20 protein-coding genes, 1 tRNA gene, 1 pseudogene and 1 riboswitch are annotated in these 22,673 nt (G+C 43.7%); of the genes and pseudogenes, 8 read left to right on the top strand and 14 right to left on the bottom strand.

Annotation, left to right across the window (positions count from 1 at the left end; genetic code table 11):
• Positions 1-140: 140 nt before the first annotated feature.
• Positions 141-1,346: pseudogene (locus DACSA_RS22975) on the bottom strand (RNA-guided endonuclease InsQ/TnpB family protein).
• A 595-nt stretch (positions 1,347-1,941) separates the two neighbouring features.
• A riboswitch (cobalamin riboswitch) is annotated at positions 1,942-2,096 on the top strand.
• Between the two features lie 375 nt (positions 2,097-2,471).
• On the opposite strand from DACSA_RS22975, the gene DACSA_RS02030 reads away from it, so the two are divergent.
• From DACSA_RS02030 to speD, 4 genes are all read left to right on the top strand, one after another.
• Positions 2,472-3,143, top strand: a complete 672-nt coding sequence (locus tag DACSA_RS02030) for a HupE/UreJ family protein (RefSeq protein WP_015228179.1) — start codon at positions 2,472-2,474, stop codon at positions 3,141-3,143.
• 15 nt (positions 3,144-3,158) lie between these two features.
• A complete protein-coding gene (locus tag DACSA_RS02025) occupies positions 3,159-3,728 on the top strand; it encodes a DUF2808 domain-containing protein (protein ID WP_015228178.1) in 570 nt (189 codons plus the stop codon).
• A gap of 299 nt (positions 3,729-4,027) precedes the next feature.
• Complete coding sequence (gene cobW / locus DACSA_RS02020) at positions 4,028-5,074, top strand: cobalamin biosynthesis protein CobW (protein ID WP_015228177.1); 1,047 nt, start codon at positions 4,028-4,030, stop codon at positions 5,072-5,074.
• Positions 5,075-5,174: 100 nt separating this feature from the next.
• A complete protein-coding gene (gene speD / locus DACSA_RS02015) occupies positions 5,175-5,564 on the top strand; it encodes an adenosylmethionine decarboxylase (protein WP_015228176.1) in 390 nt (129 codons plus the stop codon).
• A gap of 15 nt (positions 5,565-5,579) precedes the next feature.
• Here the strand turns inward: speD and DACSA_RS02010 are convergent.
• Positions 5,580-5,660, bottom strand: a tRNA-Leu gene (locus DACSA_RS02010).
• A gap of 63 nt (positions 5,661-5,723) precedes the next feature.
• On the opposite strand from DACSA_RS02010, the gene DACSA_RS02005 reads away from it, so the two are divergent.
• Together DACSA_RS02005 and DACSA_RS02000 are read left to right on the top strand one after the other, a co-directional pair.
• Positions 5,724-6,641, top strand: coding sequence for a tetratricopeptide repeat protein (locus DACSA_RS02005; protein WP_015228175.1), 918 nt, complete (start codon positions 5,724-5,726; stop codon positions 6,639-6,641).
• A gap of 658 nt (positions 6,642-7,299) precedes the next feature.
• On the top strand, positions 7,300-8,661 hold the full coding sequence (locus tag DACSA_RS02000; RefSeq protein ID WP_015228174.1) for a folate/biopterin family MFS transporter: 1,362 nt from the start codon (positions 7,300-7,302) through the stop codon (positions 8,659-8,661).
• 719 nt (positions 8,662-9,380) lie between these two features.
• On the opposite strand, the gene aroB is transcribed toward DACSA_RS02000, so the two are convergent.
• The 3 genes from aroB to DACSA_RS01985 all read right to left on the bottom strand — a co-directional run bounded on the left by aroB (position 9,381) and on the right by DACSA_RS01985 (position 11,974).
• On the bottom strand, positions 9,381-10,484 hold the full coding sequence (gene aroB / locus DACSA_RS01995; RefSeq protein WP_015228173.1) for a 3-dehydroquinate synthase: 1,104 nt from the start codon (positions 10,482-10,484) through the stop codon (positions 9,381-9,383).
• Positions 10,485-10,495: 11 nt separating this feature from the next.
• On the bottom strand, positions 10,496-11,239 hold the full coding sequence (locus DACSA_RS01990; protein ID WP_041235631.1) for a sulfite exporter TauE/SafE family protein: 744 nt from the start codon (positions 11,237-11,239) through the stop codon (positions 10,496-10,498).
• Positions 11,240-11,371: 132 nt separating this feature from the next.
• Positions 11,372-11,974, bottom strand: a complete 603-nt coding sequence (locus DACSA_RS01985) for a hypothetical protein (RefSeq protein ID WP_015228171.1) — start codon at positions 11,972-11,974, stop codon at positions 11,372-11,374.
• On the opposite strand from DACSA_RS01985, the gene DACSA_RS22970 reads away from it, so the two are divergent.
• Positions 11,957-12,187 (top strand): hypothetical protein, encoded by a 231-nt coding sequence (locus DACSA_RS22970; RefSeq protein ID WP_071880276.1) that lies wholly within the window; start codon positions 11,957-11,959, stop codon positions 12,185-12,187. The two genes, DACSA_RS01985 and DACSA_RS22970, sit on opposite strands and share 18 nt — an antisense overlap.
• Here DACSA_RS22970 and DACSA_RS01980 read toward each other — a convergent pair.
• From DACSA_RS01980 to DACSA_RS22385, 7 genes are all read right to left on the bottom strand, one after another.
• The gene (locus DACSA_RS01980) at positions 12,142-13,392 is read right to left on the bottom strand and encodes an SUMF1/EgtB/PvdO family nonheme iron enzyme (protein WP_015228170.1); all 1,251 of its coding nucleotides are present in this window, start codon (positions 13,390-13,392) and stop codon (positions 12,142-12,144) included. The genes DACSA_RS22970 and DACSA_RS01980 overlap by 46 nt on opposite strands.
• Positions 13,346-14,173: an ergothioneine biosynthesis protein EgtC gene (egtC, locus tag DACSA_RS01975; RefSeq protein WP_015228169.1), complete on the bottom strand. Its 828-nt coding sequence runs from the start codon at positions 14,171-14,173 to the stop codon at positions 13,346-13,348. Before egtC ends, DACSA_RS01980 begins: the two co-directional genes overlap by 47 nt.
• A 7-nt stretch (positions 14,174-14,180) precedes the next feature.
• A complete protein-coding gene (minE, locus tag DACSA_RS01970) occupies positions 14,181-14,474 on the bottom strand; it encodes a cell division topological specificity factor MinE (RefSeq protein WP_015228168.1) in 294 nt (97 codons plus the stop codon).
• A gap of 50 nt (positions 14,475-14,524) precedes the next feature.
• Positions 14,525-15,328, bottom strand: coding sequence for a septum site-determining protein MinD (minD, locus tag DACSA_RS01965; protein WP_041235630.1), 804 nt, complete (start codon positions 15,326-15,328; stop codon positions 14,525-14,527).
• 17 nt (positions 15,329-15,345) lie between these two features.
• Positions 15,346-16,122, bottom strand: coding sequence for a septum site-determining protein MinC (gene minC / locus DACSA_RS01960; protein ID WP_015228166.1), 777 nt, complete (start codon positions 16,120-16,122; stop codon positions 15,346-15,348).
• Between the two features lie 1,989 nt (positions 16,123-18,111).
• Positions 18,112-20,034: a chloride channel protein gene (locus tag DACSA_RS22390; protein WP_269544676.1), complete on the bottom strand. Its 1,923-nt coding sequence runs from the start codon at positions 20,032-20,034 to the stop codon at positions 18,112-18,114.
• The gene (locus DACSA_RS22385; RefSeq protein WP_269544675.1) at positions 19,917-20,732 is read right to left on the bottom strand and encodes a chloride channel protein; all 816 of its coding nucleotides are present in this window, start codon (positions 20,730-20,732) and stop codon (positions 19,917-19,919) included. Before DACSA_RS22385 ends, DACSA_RS22390 begins: the two co-directional genes overlap by 118 nt.
• 526 nt (positions 20,733-21,258) lie before the next feature.
• Here DACSA_RS22385 and DACSA_RS01945 point away from each other — a divergent pair.
• A complete protein-coding gene (locus tag DACSA_RS01945) occupies positions 21,259-21,927 on the top strand; it encodes an HAD-IB family phosphatase (protein ID WP_015228164.1) in 669 nt (222 codons plus the stop codon).
• 55 nt (positions 21,928-21,982) lie between these two features.
• On the opposite strand, the gene DACSA_RS01940 is transcribed toward DACSA_RS01945, so the two are convergent.
• Together DACSA_RS01940 and DACSA_RS01935 are read right to left on the bottom strand one after the other, a co-directional pair.
• Positions 21,983-22,168: a DUF6887 family protein gene (locus tag DACSA_RS01940; protein WP_232225153.1), complete on the bottom strand. Its 186-nt coding sequence runs from the start codon at positions 22,166-22,168 to the stop codon at positions 21,983-21,985.
• A 23-nt stretch (positions 22,169-22,191) separates the two neighbouring features.
• Positions 22,192-22,581 carry a hypothetical protein gene (locus DACSA_RS01935; RefSeq protein WP_015228162.1) on the bottom strand — a complete coding sequence of 130 codons (390 nt, stop codon included), beginning with the start codon at positions 22,579-22,581 and terminating at the stop codon, positions 22,192-22,194.
• Between the last annotated feature and the right edge of the window lie 92 nt (positions 22,582-22,673).

The following is a 22,673-nucleotide window of genomic DNA, read 5'->3' as shown; positions in this document are numbered from 1 at the left end:
GAACGGTTGTTGGGTGGAAAGTCGTGACATCCTCCCTCGACAAATCAAAGATTATGTCGAGGGCTTCCTAGTTACTCCCATTTCTGGGCTTTCACCACTTATCTAGATGGAGTGAACTCCATCCCCGACAGCCCGATTGCCTAAGCCGTTTCCTTTCCCACAAGCCCTGCGGTACTAATTTTTTCGATTCCTCGATTTTTTAAAACTTGAGCGGCTGCCACATCTGGAGTCCACTTCATAGCTGCATTCAGGACAATTATGCACTCTGACACTCAAATCTTTTTTGACATGAACACCACAATTTGGACAAGTTTGACTTGATCCCCTTGCATCAACAACACTGAAATACTTTCCACGCTTCCAACAGACTTGTTGAGTAATGGTTCGGAATTGTCCAAAACCACCATCTAACATTTCTTTTCCAAGCATTCCCTTAGCTGTAATGCGGTAGTCCAAATCTTCCATGAAGATCATGTCACCAGCATCACACAAGGCGTGAGCCTGTTTATAATGGAAATCTTTTCGAGTGTTGCTAATTTTGTGGTGCATTCTTGCCACCTTGATGCGTTGTTTCTCGTAATTCTTTGACCGCTTCTGTTTTCTAGAAAGTCGGCGTTGCAGTAATTTCAACTTGCTTTGCATTTTCTTAAAGAACTTTGGCGGTTTTACGAGAACTCCATCACGCTCTCGCCAAGAATTTCTCTAACCCGATGTCCACACCCACTGGATGACCATGAGGTTGTGGATCAGGAACATTAACATCTAATTGAATACAAACTGAAACATACCATCGGTCTGCTTTTCTGATGACCCGAACTTGCGAGAGCTTTGAATCCCTCTGGAATTGGACGATGAACATTGATTCTGACTTTCCCAATTTTCGGTAAGTTAATTTGCCAAATCCCCCTTTCTTTTCCCCCCTTACGAAGGGGGGTTAGGGGGGATTCTTTAAATTGTGGAAAAAGAATCGACTTAAACTGTCCAAACTTTTTGAACCGAGGAAACCCATACCCTCTTTCTCGAAAAAAGTCCCATGCTCGATGTAACTGCTTAATGGTTTGTTGCAGAACTTGAGAGGGGACTCGTTTGAGATTCGGAAATTCCTTTTTCGCTTTTGGGAGTTGATTAAGTTGATTTAATTCACTGGGGAATTTAGCATCAGCAGAAATAATATATTCCGAAACCAAACTACATCGGTCAATAGGACACTTTCTACTATTGCACCAATCTTTAATTTCTCGAAGAGCGTAATTGTATGCACTTCGACAAACTTCCATAATCTCAATTAGTTTTTCTTCTTGAGATTGATCGGGATAGATTCGATACTGGTAGTTGAAAGTTAGCATTGACTTGATTAGTTGTTTGTGCCTTTAATCTAGCTTTTTTACTAAAAAATGTCAATTTGTTAATTATTGATTTAAGGTGTTCGGAGAGCCTGCGTCGCCCTGCACTTCGACACGCGAGCGTGTCCGCGTGGTCGTTGGGTCAAAGGTGTTCGGAGAGCGTGGTCGTTGGATGTCCTGACGGACTTTTAATTTTTTGGCGACGATTCATCATCCCAATAAATCGAAGATTATATTGGGATGATGAATCGTCGCATCCAGATAAAATCCAACACCAAACCGTAGGTTCGGTGAAGTGAAGCGAAACCCAACATCAAACTGTAGGTTGGATGAAAAGTAATGTAACCCAACATCAAACTGTAGGTTCGGTGAAAAGTCAAGTTACAAGAAATCCCCCCTAACCTCCTCACTTCGCTCCGGCTTTGAAAGGGGGGAAAAGAAGGGGGTGGTATGTAGGTTCGGTGGAAAGTGATGAAATCCAACACCAAACCGTAGGTTGGATGAAGTGAAGCGAAACCCAACATCAAACTGTAGGTTCGGTGAAAAGTAATGTAACCCAACATAAGGATTAATGATTGAAGGGGGGTAACTCATGGTATAGTGAAAAACACTCTTAGGTTTCGATCGTGAAAGCTCGATCGAAGCAATGGGGAAAGCGCGGTGAAAAGCCGCCACTGTCCCGCAACTGTAAGGAAAAACGTTTTAACGACAGGATTTCCAAGTCAGAACACCCACCTAAGTTTAATCAACCGTTAACAACCATTCTGCGAGGTACAGATGCGTTTATCCACTCAGACTTTTAATGACGACCTAGCATTCTTCATGCTGATAATGAGGACAAATAACCGTTCGTCCCGATATCATCGTCCTCGGTAATAATTATTAACGAATGGGATGGGAATTTGGTTTCAAGGAGTGGGAAATGAGAAGAAATCCCTTGAAATCCGAACCTCGCATCTTACTTAAGGATTTATTTATGAGATAAAAACTGCCCCAATTCCCTTTGTTAGGGAGGATCACCTGCGCTAAACAGGTGGTCGGGTTTAATGCTGACTAAAGACTGGGGCAATTAGTCTTTATTCGATCGCTCTATTCAATCAAACTATCACCGAAACAGGAGAAAATGCAATGAAACAACTAATGACACTCAATGATCAATCTTGGAAACGATTAACTTTTGGTCTTTTCACCGTTTTAGTTTTACTCACTTTCGCTCAACCGGCGGCGGCTCATCATCCCTTTGGTGGCGAAACCCCTAGCAATTTATGGCAAGGATTTCTCTCTGGTTTAGGTCATCCCGTTGTTGGTTTCGATCATCTAGCGTTTGTGATTGGAAGCGGTTTAATTGCGGCGAAAAGTAAACAAGGTTGGCTGATTCCAATGGGGTTTATCGCAGCGACGATGTTAGGAACAGGAGTTCACTTACAAGAAATGAATCTCCCTCTATTAGAATTGGTGGTTAGTGCGTCAGTTTTAGCAGTGGGAATTTTATTAACCGTTGCTCGTCCTAATGAGGAAGAAAAGTCTTTCCCTTACACAATGGTAATCCTTTTGGGAAGCGCGATCGTTGGGGTTTTTCATGGTTACGCTTACGGAGAAGCGATTATCGGCGCAGAAATGACCCCTTTAATTGCTTATTTAGCAGGGTTTAGTCTCATTCAATTAACCATTGCTTTAAGTAGCTATAAACTCGCACAAACGCTTCTTGCTCAACTTAGCACACCGAGTCTTCCTCTCAGCCGCTTGATTGGCTGTGGAATAATGGGGATGGGAATTGTCTTTCTGACTTCTGCTATCTAAAAGGAGACTAAGATCATGGGTGTTTCGTGGCTTCGATCGAGCTTGTTTTTTCTCAGCACTTTGAGCATCATTATGCCATCAGCTTCTGCTGGGGAGCGTTTAGACGGAACAGTATTTTTTGAAGCAGCTCCTCGTTTAGAAAAAGTAAAAACCACCTTTAATGAAATCCATAGAAGAGGAGCAACTTATTACTTTACTCTCACGCTTCCCTCTGATGCTGGCGAATCTTTAGGTGAACTGGTGATTACTCAAAGAGGGGGAATTGATGACATTCCCTTGTTATTAGAAGAAACCACTGCTTTTGTCGGAACACCCAACAAGAAACAAGAAAGTCTCTCCCTCGCTAATGTTTCCCAAAGCGAGGATCATCGAAAAATTACGGCAACATTTCGTCAACCGATTCCCCCTGGAACAACGATGACATTGGGGTTAAAACCGAGAAAAAATCCGCAATATGATGGGGTTTATTTGTTCGGTATAACGGCTCGTCCCGCAGGAAACATCACTCAAGATTTGTATCTAGGCGTAAGACGATTACAATTTTACGATCGCAGCAATGACAATGATTTTAGGGTTGCTCCCTAAATCCCCCAATTCTGGGGTTTGCCCCCTAAATCCCCCAATTCTGGGGGACTTTGCCCCCTAAATCCCCCAATTCTGGGGGTTGCCCCCTAAATCCCCCAATTCTGGGGGGTTGCCCCCCTAAATCCCCCCCTAGCCCCCCTTTCAAAGGGGGAAACAATGGGCTGGTTTGTAACGCCAGTTTATCAAAATGGTCTTACTTATTCTGTGATGACTTGCCAAATAACAAATAACGAATAACAAATAACAAATAACAAATAACAAACAACAAATAACAAATAACAAAATAAGGAGTTAATTTCATGGCGGCAAAAATACCAGTTACAGTAGTAACAGGCTTTCTTGGTGCGGGAAAAACAACGCTCGTGCGACATTTATTGCAAAATAATCAAGGGCGCAAAATTGCTGTTCTCGTGAATGAATTTGGGGAAGTGGGAATTGATGGCGACTTACTTCGCAATTGCCAAATTTGTGAGGAAGAAGAAGACGCAAGCAATAATATCTTAGAACTCACCAACGGCTGTTTATGTTGTACGGTACAAGAAGAGTTTTTCCCCACTATGCAGGAGTTGTTAAAACGACGGGATAAAATTGATTGTATTGTCGTCGAAACATCAGGGTTGGCACTACCGAAACCCTTAGTCCAGGCATTCCGTTGGCCCCAAATTCGGAACAGCGCCACAGTGGATGGTGTCGTTACAGTGGTTGATTGTGAAGCGATCGCCAGTGGGGCGTTAGTGGGAGATTTAGACGCACTAGAAGCACAACGTCAAGCTGATCCTAATTTAGAACATGAAACCCCGATCGAGGAATTATTTGAGGATCAGTTAGCTTGTTCCGATTTAGTTTTGTTAACAAAGGTCGATCGAGTGGATGAAACCACCCGTAAAAAAGTTGAAACTTGGTTAAAGCAAGAATTACCAGCAGGAGTGAATATTGTTCCCTGTTATAACGGGGAAATTGCCGCCGAAATTTTATTAGGGTTTGACGCAGCGGTAGAAGACAATCTAGAAACTCGTCCCAGTCACCATGATCACGAAGAAGAACACGACCATGATGATGATATTAACTCCGTACAGTTGATTTTAGATCAGGAATTTGAACCGAAAAAATTAATGGACTGTTTGCAAGAACTGTATAAGGAAGCGGAAGTGTATCGGGTGAAAGGGTTCGTAAATGTTCCGAAAAAACCGATGCGTTTAGTGGTACAAGGAGTGGGAAAACATTTAGATTCGTTTTATGATCGAGCATGGGGAAATGAAGAACCGCGTCAAACTCGTTTAGTCTTAATTGGACGGAATTTAGATGAACGTGCGATTAAAACGAAAATTATGGGTGTCCTCGTTTAGAATCTACGTTTTGAAAAACGTGGAAAACTCAACCAATAGAAACGTTATAACTAGGTTGGGACGAAAACGTTGTTGATTAAGCTGGAGAAATAAAGATATAATGCAAAAAGTGGGAACTCATCTGGTTGTAGAGGCTTGGCAAGCTCCTGAAGAAATATTAAACGATCCTGAACAAATTCGATCGGCGTTGGTGGAAGCAGTGTCTGCTGGTGGCGCAACGTTACTTAATTTGTGTGTCCACCAGTTTAATCCTCATGGGGTGACAGCAACGGCGACTCTATCGGAATCACACATTGCTATTCACACTTGGCCAGAACATGGGTATTTTGCCGCCGATTTATTTTTTTGCGGAAAAGGCGATCCCCATAAAGCGATGCAGGTGTTACAGCGTATTTTAGGAGCGAAACAGGTGATGATACAAGAGATCGATCGAGGGTTTCCCACCACAGAATCATCGGAAACCTCAGCAAAAGAATCAATCTTTGCCTAGTTTGATGAGGAATGATGCGGACGGAGAGACTCGAACTCTCACGTCAAAGACACTAGAACCTAAATCTAGCGCGTCTACCAATTCCGCCACGTCCGCTTGGAATTAACCCACAGCTTAAAAGCATACCATATTTTGCTAAAACTGACAAGGAAAAAGGCGATGAAGTGCGGTTGGGGGGTGCAACGATTTCTGGAAGATCAGGGTGAACGGTGGTTCGTCCTGATTAGTGTTTTAATTGGTCTATTAGCGGTGATCAATCCTCAAGTGGTACAATCACAATCACTTCCGATTTTAACCCCAACGACTCCGAAAGCGGTGAGATATTTAAATCAGGGGTTACAAGAAGCACAAAGGGGAAACACGGAAAGGGCGATCGAGTCGTTTCAGGAAGCAGTAACTTTAGACAAAAATCTTGCCCCAGCCCACTATAATCTAGGGTTAGCATTGAGAGAAGAAGGAAACCTCCAAGCCGCCGCCGAAGCGTTTTATCAGGCGTTATCAGTTGATCCCACCCTAGCGGTTGCCTATGCTAATCTAGGGGCAGCGTTATTAGAAGGAAATAATCTCAAACAAGCAGAAACCTACCTTGATCGCGCTCTGGAGATTGCTCCTGAATTAGGAATTGCTCACTATAATTTAGGATTAGTGCAAAAGGAAAAGGGAAAGCTCGATCGAGCAATCAATCATTTTCGCAACGCCCGAAAATATCGCCCTCAAGCCCCAGAAGTTCCCTATCATTTAGGATTAATCTACTTAGAAAAACAAGAGCTAAAATTAGCCAAAAATGCCTTCTCAGACGCGATCGATATTGATCCAACTCATAGTCAAGCCCATTATGGACTAGGAAAAATCTGGTTTCAAGAAAAAAATGCGCCTCAAGCGCTTAAGGCTTTTGAGAAAGCAAGCAAATATAATCCCGACTTTGCTAGTGCTTATTATGCAATTGGGGTGATTTTATTTCAACAAGAAAAATTTACCGAAGCCAAAACTAACTTACAGCAAGCACAAAGACTATATGAAGAACAAAAACAAGAAAAATGGGCAATCTACGCTAAACAATTAATAGAAAGATTATAGAAAGTAGGTTGGGTGAAGGGAAACGAAACCCAACAGCAATATTCGTTATTTGTTATTTGTTATTTGTTATTTGTTTACTGATCACTGATCACTGGTCACTGTAAAAGGTTGGGTGAAGGGAAACGAAACCCAACACCAATTAGACAAAAAAGTAGGTTGGGTGAAGGGAAACGAAACCCAACACCAATTAGTCATTAGTCATTAGTCATTGGTCATTGGAAAACAAAGAACAAAGGACGAAGGACGAAAGACAAAGGACAAAAATGAATAGAACAAAGAGATTTTATTAGATATTCTTCGACAAAGACGAAATGATCGAGGAAAATATGCAAAGGTAACGGAAAGTAGTGATCAATTTTCTCAAAGAAAACACCGAAGAAATAGAAAGGGAAAATCGCAGGTAGTGAATATTATTTTAGATGCTTGTGCTGTTATTGCTTTTTTTCGAGATGAAGTCGGAGCAGATATCGTAGAAGATTATTTATGTGATCGTAACGCTTGTTGTATAATTCATAGTCTTAATTTATGCGAAGTTTACTATGATTTCTAAAGTCCTGAAATCTCCCCCATCTCCCCCATCTCCCCCATCTCCCCCATCTCCCCCATCTCCCCCATCTCCCCCATCCGTCGGTGAACTTTTTATTTTAGGATCGCGTTTATGACAGTTGAGATACAGTGGCGAACATTTGTTAAAGATAAACTATTTTTAGGTAATGACCCCACGCCAGAATTAATGGCGATTGTGAGCGTCTATGTGGTGCGAGGCGTGCTAAACTTAGCTCGTCTGGCGATTAGTTTTTTTCTCAAGGATGATCTGGGGTTAACTCCTGCAGAAGTTTCCGTATTAACGGGGTTTGCGATTTTACCTTGGGTGATTAAACCGTTGTTTGGGTTTTTCTCTGATAGCTTTCCGATTTTTGGCTACCGTCGTCGTCCTTATCTCGTGCTATCAGGCTTTCTGGGAACTGCGTCTTGGCTGGCTTTGGCGACCTTTGTTGATAGTGCTTGGTTGGCAACGATCGCAATTTTAATGAGTTCCGCATCGATCGCCATTAGTGATGTAATTGTCGATTCCCAAGTGGTGGAACGGGCGCGAGAAGAGTCGCTAGCGAATGCGGGATCACTACAATCTTTGAGTTGGGGGGCGACGGCGCTAGGGGGATTGATTACCGCTTATTTTAGCGGCTGGTTGCTGGAATTATTCACGCCGAGAACGATTTTTGCACTAACCGCGGTGTTTCCTTTGGTCTTTTCTGGGGTGGCTTGGTTAATTTTCGAAACGCCATTACCGAAATCTGAGCGCGATCGATCACAATTATTAGGAAATGTGAAAGGACAAGTTCAACAACTTTGGGGTGCGGTGCGTCAAAAACGGATTTTACTACCAACGATTTTTATCTTTGTTTGGCAATCGACACCCGGTTCCGATGCGGCGATCTTCTTTTTTGTGACGAACGAATTAGGCTTTGAACCAGAGTTCTTGGGAAGAGTGCGGTTAGTGAGTAGCTTTGCTTCTTTAGTCGGTGTTTGGATATTTCAGCGCTTTTTAAGGACAGTTCCGTTTCGGAAAGTGTTGGGATGGAGTACGGTGATTTCTGCTGTGTTGGGAATGAGTGTTTTAGTGTTAGTGACTCATGCCAATCGGGCGTTAGGAATTGATGATTATTGGTTTAGTTTGGGGGATAATTTGATTTTAAGCGCGATCGGGGAGGTGGCGTTAATGCCCATTTTAGTCTTAGCGGCGAGACTTTGTCCTGCGGGAATTGAGGCGACTTTTTTCGCTTTATTAATGTCAGTGTTTAATTTAGCGGGGTTTTTATCTCAGGAATTAGGCGGCTTATTAACGGCGTTATTGGGAGTAACAGAAAACAACTTCGATCGACTGTGGCTGTTAGTCATTTTGACCAATGTTTCTACTTTGTTGCCGCTTCCTTTGCTTAATTTATTACCCGCAGGTGATCCGATGGCAGATGAGGTCGATCGCCCGACAGAAGAAATGCCATCAAATCTTTCCTGCTAACTTCTAATAGGTTATTTGCTGAACATTAATTGACTTTTATGGATAAAGAGAGAGAGGTGCAGTCTCTCTTCAGTTCCCACATAATGGGATACTTCCCTGCACGGAGTAAAGTGTGCCTCGTCAATGTTATCTAGGCTTTTTACACTAATAGCACTGGTATCCTTGAATCACTTGAACCTGTTTAACTATCAGCGACAGAGCAGAAGGCTGGCTTGCACCCAAAGGTGTCCTGACCTAAATAACGTAGCCTGCTAAGAGACTTAGACTGGACTAACCGAACACAATCAACACGAATGTCAATTAATGTACAGTGATTGGGTTAGTCAATGAGGTTTGGAGACAGAAAAGGAGTCGGCGACTGTCCTTGTTTCGTCTCGACTCCTCTCCTGCTTTCCCTTCACACCTCACACACTGGCAATAATAATATAACAGCTTGATATATTCGTCAATGATTAAAGAATATTAATGTTGGGTTGCGCTACTCTCCACCCAACCTACATTTTTGTCCTTCGACAGGCTCAGGAACACCTTTGTCTTTCGTCCTTCGACAGGCTCAGGAACACCTTTGTCCTTTGTTCTTTATTTTCCAATGACTAATGTACAGACGTTCCATGGAACGTCTCTAAACTCATACCGATCAATCAACCCTCTTGCCTTTTGCCTCTTGCCTTTTGCCTTACTAAACCAACCAATGGACTTTTTCAGGAGGCACTACTTGCTTATGATTTTTCTTGACAGGTTTTAATTACGGCGCTGATGATGTCTGGCGTGACTTGATCGGTAACGGTTGCGCTTCCAATTTGCTGCGGTAAAACAAATCTGACTTTTCCTGCTTTTACTTTTTTATCACTTTTCAAGGTTTCTAAAATATCATCAATTTCTAACATCGGAGGAACAGTCGTCGGTAATCCAGTTTTGATGATTAATTGGTCTTGACGTTGGCTTTCAACTTCTGACCAATACCCCATTTTAACCGCAATTTTACCAGCAACAGACATTCCAATGGCGACGGCTTCCCCATGATTAACTAAACTATATCCTGTTAAACTTTCAATGGCATGACCGACGGTGTGACCATAGTTTAAAATGGCACGAAGACCGCCTTCTTTTTCGTCTTTACTCACAACATCTGCTTTCGCTTGACAGGAATGAGTGAGAATGTTTTGGAGTAATTCTACGCTTAAATATTCGAGTTCGTCGAGGCGTTCTGCTGCTTCTAATTGTTGGAATAAATCAGCATCCCAAATTACTCCATATTTAATGACTTCTGCCATGCCAGCGCGAAATTCTCGATGAGGAAGTGTCTTTAACACTTGGGGATCAATTAATACTAATTTCGGTTGATGAAATGCTCCAATGAGGTTTTTTCCTTGGGGATGATTGACTCCAGTTTTCCCCCCGATCGATGCGTCAACCATTGCTAAAAGGGAGGTGGGAATTTGAATAACATTAACGCCTCTTAACCAAGTCGCAGCAGCAAAACCTGTCATATCACCGATGACTCCTCCTCCTAAAGCAATAAAAGTGGACGATCGTTCGAGATGATTTTCTAGTGCCTGGTCATAGAGTTTTTGAATAGAAAGAAGAGTTTTATGGCGTTCTCCTGCGGGTAAAATATGATGGGAAACGGAAAAGTTAGCCGCTTGAATTGCGTTGATCAGTGTTTCTCCATATTCATCAAAAATCATGGCATTAGAAACCACTAAAATTTTATTCCCAACGTTGAGAGACTTTAGATAGTTGCCAATTTCAGAGAGAACATTGGGCGCGATCGCGATTTGATAAGAATTTTGTTCTAAGTTAACGGAGAGATTTGATAACATTGTTTTTAAGACTAATAAATAAAAGTTAAAACCTTTCTTTGATTCCAGACTAACATAACACCACTAATCAGAATAAACGCGATCGCAATTTGTCGAAACCGTCTTTCTTCGATACGGGCTAAAACTTTTTGTCCTAACCAATTGCCTGGAAAAGCACCGACTCCAATCAATAAACCGTAGCCAATAATCGGTGAAGATAACACACCAAAACCAGCATAAGCAATGATTTTAATGAGATGTACCACTAAAACATGAGTGGATTTTGTCCCGATCATTTTTTCTTTTTCTAAGCCATAATTTAAGTATAAAGGATTAAGTAGAGGTCCCGTGCTACCAATTAATCCCGATAAGAACGCATAAACAAATCCTGCGGGTAAAAAATACCATGCTTTAATTTTTAATAAAGTTGACTGTTCCGCAAGTTTGTAAGTAAAAATAGAAATAATTAAGAAGAGACCTAATAACAAACTTAACCATTCTAGTTGTAATTTCGTAAATAGAAAAACCCCTAAAATCGCCCCTAAAATCGCCCCTGGGAGATACCAATACGTTAATTCTAAATCAATTTCCTGCCAATATAAAGCAACTCTTTGTCCGTTACCAAATAACATTCCGATCGTGAGAATGGGCGGAATAACTGATGCTTCTAAAAACAAACTCATCACAGGAATTAAAATAAGAGGGCTACCGCCACCAGCTAAACTGCTGACAAACCAACCGATAAAACTTGCGCCTAATAACCCAAAAATAATGATCACGAAACTATTTCTATTTAATATTATTATATGCAATCTACTGATGATTGCTACATCCCCTATAATATAATCCCCCCTAACCCCCCTTTGAAAGGGGGGGAATAATACCATTTTTCAAATTCATTTTAATTGCTACTGTGAGTCTTGAGGCGTGGCTTCCTCTTGAGGTTTCTTATTTTTTGATGGTTTGCCTTTTCCTTTTCCTTTCTTTTTCTTGAACGGCGGGAAAACTTCTTTCCCTTCTACTAACACTAATTCGTTCCCTTTTCTAACGGCTTCCACTTCCCAAAACGCCCCAGGTTTAGGATCAACTAACTTGCCTTTAATCTCAATAAAAAAAGGATGAAAGCGTCGAATAGCATCTTTATTTGGACGAATACTGATGCCAAAATTTTCTTTATCCTCATTCCAAAACAGCAAATTGCCACGAATGCTGAATCTGTCTTCTAAGATGGATTCGGGAGGGATATTTTTTCCTTCTTCATCCCTGTAAGTTCCCTTGAGGATAAAGTGTAGTGAGGGTTCATTATGTAACGTTTTTGCCCAACAATTCCAAACTAATTCTTGATGAGGTGGTTTCCACCATCTGCGGAAAAGTTCGGCAGAAAATAAACCATCTCTGGTCATTAATATCCCTTGACAGGAGGCGGTATCGCTAGGAACATAAAGTCCGCGAACAATACCAGTGCTGCGATATTGGTTTCTGATTTCGGGGTCTTGAATATAAATGGTCATTATTGGTTATTTGTTATTGGTTATTGGTTATTGGTTATTGGTTATTGGTTATTAGTTATTGGTTATTTGTTATTGGTTATTTGTTATTTGGCAAATCATCAAAGAATAAGTAATACCATTTCCCCCCCTTTCAAAGGGGGGTTAGGGGGGATTATAGGGGGCAAATGTCATGTTGTAATGGATTTAGCACAGCGAAAACCAGCAAAAAGTTGACGTAAATGAGGATAGTACCAATTGCGCCAACTACTCTCTATGGCGTAAGGGCGAGTTGCCCAACTTCCTCCCCGTAACACTCGATGCTGATTGTCGAAATAGGCTTCGGAATAGCCTCGATCGGGATAAGATTCAAAGTCTGGATAGGGAGAAAACCAAGACGCAGTCCATTCCCAAACATTACCAAGAAGATCGTAGCAACCCAAGTGGCTTTTCCCTTCGGGATAGGCGTTAACTGGTGTGGTTTGTCCGATTTGGTTATTCAAGTTGCCATGATCTGGTTTGGGAGTGGCTTCTCCCCAGGGATAGGTGGTGGCTTGTTCGCTGTGGGGATGGTAACGGGCGGCTTTTTCCCATTCCGCTTCGGTGGGAAGACGTTTCCCCACAAAGTTGGCGTATGCTTCGGCTTCATACCAGTTCACTCCATACACGGGATGATCGTCCCATTCTTGACTTTCTGACCAGTATAATGGGTGAGCAACGGGATGAGTTTGTCGCCATTGCCATCCCTCTTTTGACCACCATTGACGGGTTTGATAGCCGCCAGCTTCGATAAATTTCCGATATTGTCCACAGGTGACGGGATATCGATCGAGCCAGTATTGATCTAAATCAACCCAATGACGGGGACGAGCATTGTCTTGGGGGTTAACCTTGCTTCCCATCATAAATGTTCCTTCTGGAATTTTTACCATATCTGCAATCACTTCTCTGGTTGTCGTAGAGGGAGTGATGGGGTAAGGAGGAAGCGTTTTTAATTGTTGGAGTTGCAAAATTAAACTCATGGTTTCGCTGTGTTGACATTCATGTTGAAGCAACCACCACCAGAGACGAGTTTGTTTTTCGAGGGGGGCAATTTCTAGATAAGCGAAGACTTGAGAACGAATATCATGGAGATAGGCGAGGATGGTTGCCATATCGGGGAGGTTTTGTCGTTCTGGTTTGGGGAGAATATCAGCAGCGAAGAGTTTTCGATATTGAGGATATAACGGACTTTCTCCTTTGAGATGTTCCAGTATCCACAAACCTTCGGTAAAGGCGATATGTCCTAAATGCCATCCCACAGGACTAAAATCGGGATGGGCTTGGGTGCAAACGGTATTAAAATCGAGATTAGCAAATAATTCTAGGGTTCGCGTTCGCACGGCTTGTAAGGCGTTACGAATAGCATCGCGGTGCAACTTGGTAGGTGTTAACTGTTCCATCCTCTCCGACACGAATGATACTTTGTTCGGGACAACGTTTCCAGTTTCCCTCAAATAAGGGTTCTGACGCAATAATCACCGCATCGGGATAGTTGGGATCATTTTCTAACCAATAGAGACTGGGAGCTTTGGCGTTACTGGCAAAACGACTGGCGACTAATTGCTGTCCATCGCTGATGACGATGTTGGCACAGAAAAACACATTTCCTGCGGCTTGGGCGATGTCTGAGAGTTGATTTAAGGCGGTTTCTACGGCTTGAACGAGGGATAATTTCGGTTGGGTGTATAACTGATGGAGAATGAGGGCAAAAATATGTTCTGAGTCGGTTGTCCCGTGAATGTGCAGATAAACGTCATCGTTTAAACTAAGGCGAATGGGACGATAGAGGGTTTTCCGAAACTGATCAATATAGCCGTTATGAGTGAATAATAGGGGTCGAGATAAGGATAATCCTTCGCTAGTAAAGGGCTGACAGTTGCTGAGATCAACGGCTAAACCAGGGGTAGCACTACGAACATAACCTAACCAGCAACTGGCTTCCACATAACGACTAATTTGGGTTAGGTTTAAATCGCTCCAAATTGGGGTAATTTGTTTATAAGTGTAGGGAAAGGTTTCTTTTTCGGGATGATACCAACCAATCCCAAAGCCGTCTGCGTTCATTAATGCTAATTCCATTTCTTTCGGTTGATAGGCTTGGACAACAAGGGAGTTTTTCGGTTGGCAAAGCAGTTGATCAATTTGGACGGGTGAACCGAGATATCCTAAAAGACGACACATAGTAATTTTAAGGTTGTTTGATATTTGGTTTTTGGATTTGGTTTTTGACGCGACGAATGGGAAAGTTGGCCGTCAGGATGGTGATTCCTTCTTCGTTTTCGAGATTAAATTCGATGTTATCGAGGTCAATTTCCACATAACGAGCGACGACTTGTAAGATTTCTTCTACCATTTTGTCGAGGGTTTCTTTGCTTAATCCCGATCGATCATGAGCGATAATCAGTTTTAAGCGCTGTTTGGCTTGGTATCGACTACTGGCGGGAGTATTGCGATTAAAAATTCGTTTTAGAAGTCCCATCATTATTAATTATTTTGGTTAAAGCTTGTGGCGATGAGGTTATTTTATTATTTTTAAATCGGTTCGGTAAACCAACGACGAATCCGTTCGAGGAGACTTCTTTCTGATTCCATTAAGTCAAGAAAGGTTACTTCTTCTCCAGCTAAACGTCGCGCAATGTTATTAAGGGTTACGCCTAGAGTGGAGAGTTCCTCTTCTAATACTAAAGGTTCACCGCGATTACTAGAAACGATAACACGCTCATCATCAGGGATAATTCCTGTTAGAGGAATGGCGAGAACTTCTAATATGTCTTCGACGCTCATCATGTTGTTGGCTTGGATCATTTCTGGTCGCACTCGATTGACAATCAGTTTAATATTACTGATACTGTTGGCTTCTAATAGTCCAATCACTCGATCGGCATCTCTGACGGCGGCGACTTCGGGGATGGTGACAATTAGGGCTTCCGTTGCTGGGGCGATCGCGTTTTGAAAGCCCATTTCAATCCCTGCTGGACAGTCAATCACAACAAAATCGTAATCTGGAGCAAGTCGGGTCACCATGTCTTTCATTTGTTCGGGGGTGATTGCTTCTTTCCCTCGACTTTGCGCGGCTGGTAGTAATACTAAGCCAGAATGATGTTTATCTTTGACTAACGCCTGTTCTAAGCGACAGTCTCCGCTCGCCACATCGATCGCGGTGTAAACGATTCGGTTTTCCAAGCCTAACAATAAGTCTAAATTCCGTAGCCCAAGATCCGCATCAACGACCGCTACTTTTTTCCCTAATTTTGCCAAAGCACTGCCAACATTAGCAACGATGGTGGTTTTACCAACGCCGCCTTTTCCAGAAGTAATAACAATAACTCTACTCATTTCCATATCTTATTTTTTTAGTGATCAAGGCTTTCCCAAATTTCCGTTTCACTGAGATAACGGTGGGTTTTACGAAAATCCAGTCCGCGAGTAATGCGTATCCCATCGGCACTGATATAGGCAATTTCTGGTTGCACTTGACAGGGGGAGGTATGGGGAGCGCGAGCCACCACATCAGCGATTCTTAATTGGGTGGGTTGCAGTTGGAGGCACATAATCCGACAGGTGCGATCGCCCTTGACACCCGCATGAGCAATGCCACGCAATCTTCCCCAAATTATAATATCCCCTTGAGCAATAATTGCTCCTCCTGGGTTAATATCTCCCAAGAGGATCACAGTGCCATCATGTCGAATTTCCATGCCAGAGCGGATGGTAGTTTTTAAGTATAAAGGCTCACCGTGTTTGAAGTGTCGATCGCTCACAGATGGCTTGATCGGGGCGACAGGGGGCGGTTGAATCACGGAATAACCTGCAGTAGCAGCAGCAACGGCGGTTTGGCGACGGGTGGTTTCTACGGCGGAGAGGTGTAATTTGACGTTTTCTAGTGTCTGGGCGATCGCGCTCAGTTGGGAAACATCTAGTAATCGATCGCCTGCTTTGAGAGTGACTAAGGTTTCCGCCTCCCAAAACTGCTCACTCGCATTCAGTCGATGATTCAATTGTTGCCATAACTCCAACCAATCGTTAACTACTTCTAATGCTGGTGCTGGCGGCAGATACAACAACACCTGTTTTTGATCTCGTTTTAAACGGACTGAAAACTCTTTTGTGGTGTAACCATTTTCATTCATAGCACTGTTTAGGAGTTTGATAGGATAGGATCAAAACTTACACCCCCCAAGTTTGGGGGATTTAGGGAGTGGATTTCGCCCCCCTCACCCCCCAAGTTTGGGGGATTTAGGGAGTGGATTTCGCCCCCCTCACCCCCCAAGTTTGGGGGATTTAGGGAGTGGATTTCGCCCCCCTCACCCCCCAAGTTTGGGGGGATTTAGGGAGTGGATTTCGCCCCCCTCACCCCCCAAGTTTGGGGGGAACTGATCAAGTCCCCCAAGTTTGGCAGGGCTGTTTCATTCTATTTTTTTGGTTATTCCAGATGTTAGGAATAGCAGGGGTTTTACGGCTTTTTTCTTAAGAAAAAGCCAAATTAGAAGAAATTGGCGCGATCGCGCCACCCCGTAGGGGTTTTAGGCGATCGCTTTCGATTTTAACACCGAGAATGAAACAGCCCTGCCCAAGTTTGGGGGGAACTGATCAAGTCCCCCAGTTTTGGGGGATTTAGGGGGCAAGGGCGTAACTGATCAAGTCCCCCAGTCTTGGGGGATTTAGGGAGTGGATTTCGCCCCCCTCACCCCCCAAGTTTGGGGGATTTAGGGAGTGGATTTCGCCCCCCTCACCCCCCAAGTTTGGGGGGAACTGATCAAGTCCCCCAAGTTTGGGGGATTTAGGGGGCAAGGGCGTAACTGATCAAGCCCCCAAGTTTGGGGGATTTAGGGGGCAAGGGCGTAACTGATCAAGCCCCCAAGTTTGGGGGATTTAGGGGGCAAGGGCGTAACTGATCAAGCCCCCCAGTCTTGGGGGATTTAGGGGGCAAGGGCGTAACTGATCAAGTCCCCCAGTCTTGGGGGATTTAGGGGGCAAGGGCGTAACTGATCAAGTCCCCCAGTCTTGGGGGATTTAGGGGGCAAGGGCGTAACTGATCAAGCCCCCCAGTCTTGGGGGATTTAGGGAGTGGATTTCGCCCCCCTCACCCCCCAAGTTTGGGGGATTTAGGGAGTGGATTTCGCCCCCCTCACCCCCCAAGTTTGGGGGGAACTGATCAAGTCCCCCAAGTTTGGGGGATTTAGGGGGCAAGGGCGTAACTGATCAAGTCCCCCAAGTTTGGGGGATTTAGGGGGCAAGGGCGTAACTGATCAAGCCCCCCAGTCTTGGGGGATTTAGGGGGCAAGGGCGTAACTGATCAAGCCCCCCAAGTTTGGGGGATTTAGGGGGCAAGGGCGTAACTGATCAAGCCCCCCAGTCTTGGGGGATTTAGGGGGCAAGGGCGTAACTGATCAAGTCCCCCAAGTTTGGGGGATTTAGGGGGCAAGGGCGTAACTGATCAAGTCCCCCAAGTTTGGGGGATTTAGGGGGCAAGGGCGTAACTGATCAAGCCCCCCAGTCTTGGGGGATTTAGGGGGCAAGGGCGTAACTGATCAAGTCCCCCAGTCTTGGGGGATTTAGGGGGCAAGGGCGTAACTGATCAAGCCCCCCCCAGTCTTGGCAGGGCTGTTTCATTCTCGGGGTCAAAATTGGCAGCGATCGCCTGAACCTCTTACGGTACGTTCGATCGAAGCCTTTTTCTTACTTTTTGACTAATTCATAAGAAAAAAGAGTCCTGAAATCTCCCCCATCTCCCTTGTCTCCCTTGTCTCCCCCATCTCCCTACCTCCCTTAATTTTAAAAGAATGAAACAGCCCTGCCCAGTCTTGGGGGATTTAGGGGGCAAGGGCGTAACTGATCAAGCCCCCCAGTCTTGGGGGATTTAGGGGGCAAGGGCGTAACTGATCAAGCCCCCCAGTCTTGGCAGGGCTGTTTCATTCTATTTTTTTGGTTATTCCAGATGTTAGGAATAGCAGGGGTTTTACGGCTTTTTTCTTAAGAAAAAGCCAAATTAGAAGAAATTGGCGCGATCGCGCCACCCCGTAGGGGTTTTAGGCGATCGCTTTCGATTTTAACACCGAGAATGAAACAGCCCTGCCCAGTCTTGGGGGATTTAGGGGGCAAGGGCGTAACTGGTGAGGTTATGTTTTCGGAGCAGGACGAACTAAAATCACTGTTCCCTGAAAACGATTCGCGATCATTGCTGGAAGATTATTCTCATCACTAGGTTCTAAAATTAAAGAGCGAGAGGCAATCTGTAAGTTAGTCAATAAAACAATAACATCACAGGCTTTTTCTCGTGCTAATTGTAACACCTGATTTTCTTGGGAGGGAGGAGACAAACCAATACTTTCTACAGGGCTTTCTAATTGTTTCTGTAATGCTTCGGCTCTGGTTTCGAGGAGGGTTTGTGTATCGTTTGTTTCAGAATTAGCAGTAACGCCACATAAAATATATTCGGGATTGGGAAATAAAGCACTTAATTGAGGTAATAAGGCTAATAATTGCTCAACTTGGGTGTTTTCCATAGCCAGAGGAATCAACCAACGAGTGTATTCTTTTTCCCTCTGTTTTTGATCTTCACTCCTTTTGATTAAGACTAAATCACAGTTCGCTCGTCGGATCAGTTTACTGGCAATTTTCCCAAATAAATGTCCCGTAAAAATGTTTTTTGTTCCTTTCCAACCGAGGATCAAAAGGGAAATTTTCCGTTCTTGGATGACTTCTAAAATCGCTTCACTGCGCTCATGGGTGGTGCGAATTTGGGTGTGAATCGGAATTTTATACTGATTGGCAATGGTTTCTCCCTGTTGTAATAATTTGCGCCCGATCGTGTCATCCACCCAAACTTGATCAGGAGCGAGATGACGCGGCACTTTAATGAGATGTAATAATTCTAATTCGGCTTGGGAAAATTGGGCGATCGCGCTCCCAAATTCGGTTAAACTTGCCACTGTATCGGGATTCGCCAGAGGAAGCAAAATCCGTCCTTTTCCCACTGCTGGCGATCGCGTTTGATAGATAATATAAGAAGGCTCACCCGTTACTCGTTGTTCCATCCCAGAGGGAATACGCTTCGGATCATGTAACTCTTCCACTTCGGCGCGAATAATATCACTGCGAGTAATAATCCCCACCAGACGTTCTCGTTTCGTTACAGGCAAATGGGATAATTGATAGCGGTTGAGGAGATAAAGCACCTCTTGTAAAGGCGCGGTGGGGCTAACGCTCATTGGTCGCTTTGTCATCATATCTTGAAGAGTAAGCGGTTGTGAGCGACTCATAAACTTACCTAAATCGGTTTGCGTAATCATTCCCACAAGCCTTCCTTGCTCTACCACTGGAAAACCCCGATGGGGAGAGCGAGAAAACGCCTGACAGGTTTCATCTAAAGTTAAATCGGGTGATAGCGTATCAACAGAAGACTGCATCACTTGCTCTGCGGTGAGACGAGCTAAAAGGGGATCAACTTGTGCTTCTTCCCGTAAATTGATGCCTTTTGCTGCTAATAAGCGTTGGTAGAGCGAGCCACTAGCAAGCCCTTCGGCGACAACATAAGCAGTGGCGCAAGTAATCATCAACGGTAAGACTAACTCAAAGTTTGCTGTCAGTTCAAAAATAATAATAATTGCCGTCACTGGCACTCGCACAACGGCGGTAAACATTGCTCCCATCCCTGCTAAAGCATAGGTGTTGGCACTGCCAAACTCTAATATCGAAACTTCAGCAACTCCGATGAGATAGCCTAACGCCGAGCCTAAAACCAGTGCGGGAGAAAATAATCCCCCTGGTGCGCCAGAGCCATAAGCAACTAAGGTGAGGATAAAATAAGCAATGAGCGCGATCGCTGTGAGTTGCCATCCCCCCTCACCTGTAATTAAAAAATCCCGTAATCCTGCATTATCGCGGAAAAACGGCGGTAAAGCGGCGACGATCGAGCCAGAAATCAAGCCAGCGACGGCAATCCGTAACGGGAGGGGGAAAGATAAATTTTGATAACAGCGAAGACTGAATAAAATCCCACGATTAAATAAAACCCCCAGTAATCCTGCACTGATTCCCAACAGTAAAAAAAAGGAATCTCTTGCGATACAAACGTTACATCCCATCCTTTTTGGGAAACTAACCCTGATAAATTAACATCCGATGCGCCAAACAACCGCGAAACCACTGCTCCCGTAAAAGAGGCGAGAATGGCAGTTTCGAGGGTAAATCCAGAAATATCTCGCATCAACTCCTCAATAACAAACACAATCCCTGCAATGGGAGTGTTAAACCCGGCAGCTAATCCCGCAGCGGCTCCAGCGGCGATCATTTGGCGACGATGTTGAGGAGAAGTGGGTAGCCAAACCGTTAACTGCGCTGCTAAAGCTGCTCCCATGTGAACAGTGGGGCCGCGTCTTCCGAGAGTAAAGCCAGCACCGAGAATAAAAATTGTCCCTAACATTTTCACCAATGCCGATCGCAGCGAAAGAGACATGGGAAATTGGGCTAAAACCGCTTTCACTTGCGGAATCCCGCCACCGCCTACATCTGGTGCTAACCATTGTAAACAAACCCCTGTCAACCCACCAAACAAAAAACCAGCGAGAGGAAGCACCAGCCAACCGTGTTCGTTTGCCATTTGCACACGATACCCCCCCAGCCAACCAATTCCTCCTTTGAGGGCGATCGCTGCCAGTGCGGAGATCACTCCAATCAGACAGGCTTCTAGGAGAGCATAACGTTGATCCACTGGGCGTAAGCGGAGGAATTTAAACAATGAATTAAAACTGCTATCTAACAAGGGTTAATGATTTTTTCTGGAAAAATGCTATGATAACTGTTAGCTATTGTAGAGGTCAGTCAACGACCCACCGTTAAACCTCTTGGGAGGTTATAACGGGGGCTTCTTGGAGTCCACAAGTTGACCAGCCTAAGCCCTTCGACTTCGCTCAGGGCTACGTTTCTAAAGCCATCACACCTCGGAATACGTGCTAGTTCCCTGCTCTGTGGTTAACAGTTAAACATTCCTAAACGGGTTAAGAAAGTGCTGTTAGCTTGACAAACTTTAGAAACCTTGGCGAAGCATACTTAACTCGGTGTAGCGAAGTCTCCCATTATTGGGAACTGAAGGGAGACTACACCTCTCTCCCTTCACTCCCTTTTGTAAACACATTAAATGGAGGACGTGCTTTCGGAGAGGGGAGTAGCGTCTGGGGTTTTCCCAGACGTTTATACGCCCCGTCTCCCCCTAACCTTCGGTATAGAGGGAGTCTCCAGCACGAAGAATAGATGACATTTTAGAAATGATAGAGAAAGAACGAACACAATATGCAATTTTCTGTGATTTTGATGGCACAATTACTGCAGAAGATACATTTACGGGAATGTTAAAAACGGTTGCACCGCATTTATGCGATCAATATCTTCCTGATATTTATTCTCGAAGATTAACCCTACGAGAGGGAGTAAAACGGATTATTCAGTCGATTCCGTCTCAGTCTTATTCGACGATGATTGAATATGTGGATCAGATTCCGTTGCGTGGGGGTTTTGTGGATTTAGTGGAATTTTCGATCGAGCAAGATATCCCGTTTCATGTGGTTTCTGGTGGTTTAAAAGATATGGTAAAACGAGTTTTAAGTCAACAAACAAGCGGCGATTCATCGTTATTAGAAAAAGTCGCCTCCATTACGGCGGTTTCTATTGATCAGAGTCAAGCCTATTTACAGCCGATTTCTGACTACGAAGGGGGAACCGAATTAGTCGCTAAAGTGGAAGTAATGAAACAATATCCTGCTGTAAAAACGATCTCGATCGGGGATTCCATCACGGATTTAAACATTGCTCTCAATGCTAACATTAGTTTCGCCCGCGATCGATTAGCGAATTATTTAGAAGAAGCAGAAAAGTTTTATTATGCTTGGGATGATTTCTTTACGGTGCGCGATCGGCTAATTACAATTATTAACTAACCGCTCAACTCACCGCTCAACTCATTAATTACATCAATCCTGGAATCAAGAAGGATTATGATTGTCTTTGATTCTGATTAATTTGTTGTCTAATTGCTTCTTGTATCTTACTATCAAATAATGGATCATCTGCTGTAGTCGTCGGTTTAGAATTTTGATGACGGCGATCTAAATATTCTTGAAAGGCTTTTTTATCTTCTCGATGTTCAAGAAAATATTTTTTTAATTCTTGTTTAGACATGGTTTGATAATTAATGTTATTCATTAAAGAATCTCTCCGTTTTCAACAAATTGACGCAACCGTAGTAAAGTCGTCGTCTGCGCTAAATTTAAAGGCAATAAAGAAACCCCTTCTAAACGAGATTGTACCCAACCTTCATCCCAACACCATTCGTGATAACCATCCACTCCTTCACTGAGGATTAACCGCAGATAAGAATCTGTCAAAGTTTCCACTTCATGTTTAATCGTAATTAATCCTGTGCGACTGGTAAAGGTTAATCCTGATTCTAATTGATTCGGTAATCCTTGAGAAAGTTGTTGAGGAAACATCCATTGGCGCAGCTTTTCAGGATACAATAAACTCTCGCCAATTAACTGTGCTGTAGCTTTGATTTCGATTCTCAAATGACTTTTTTGAAATGTTCCAAGCATAATTAATAATTAACAATAAACGGGTGTGCATTAAATTGATTTTTAGAGACAAGGGGGAAATGGGAGACAAGGAAGACAATTTTTCTCCCCCA

The organism is Dactylococcopsis salina PCC 8305, from assembly GCF_000317615.1.
Classification (GTDB): domain Bacteria; phylum Cyanobacteriota; class Cyanobacteriia; order Cyanobacteriales; family Rubidibacteraceae; genus Halothece; species Halothece salina.
The sequence above is the reverse complement of the archived record's forward strand: the minus strand, read 5'-3'. Positions and strand labels throughout refer to the sequence as shown.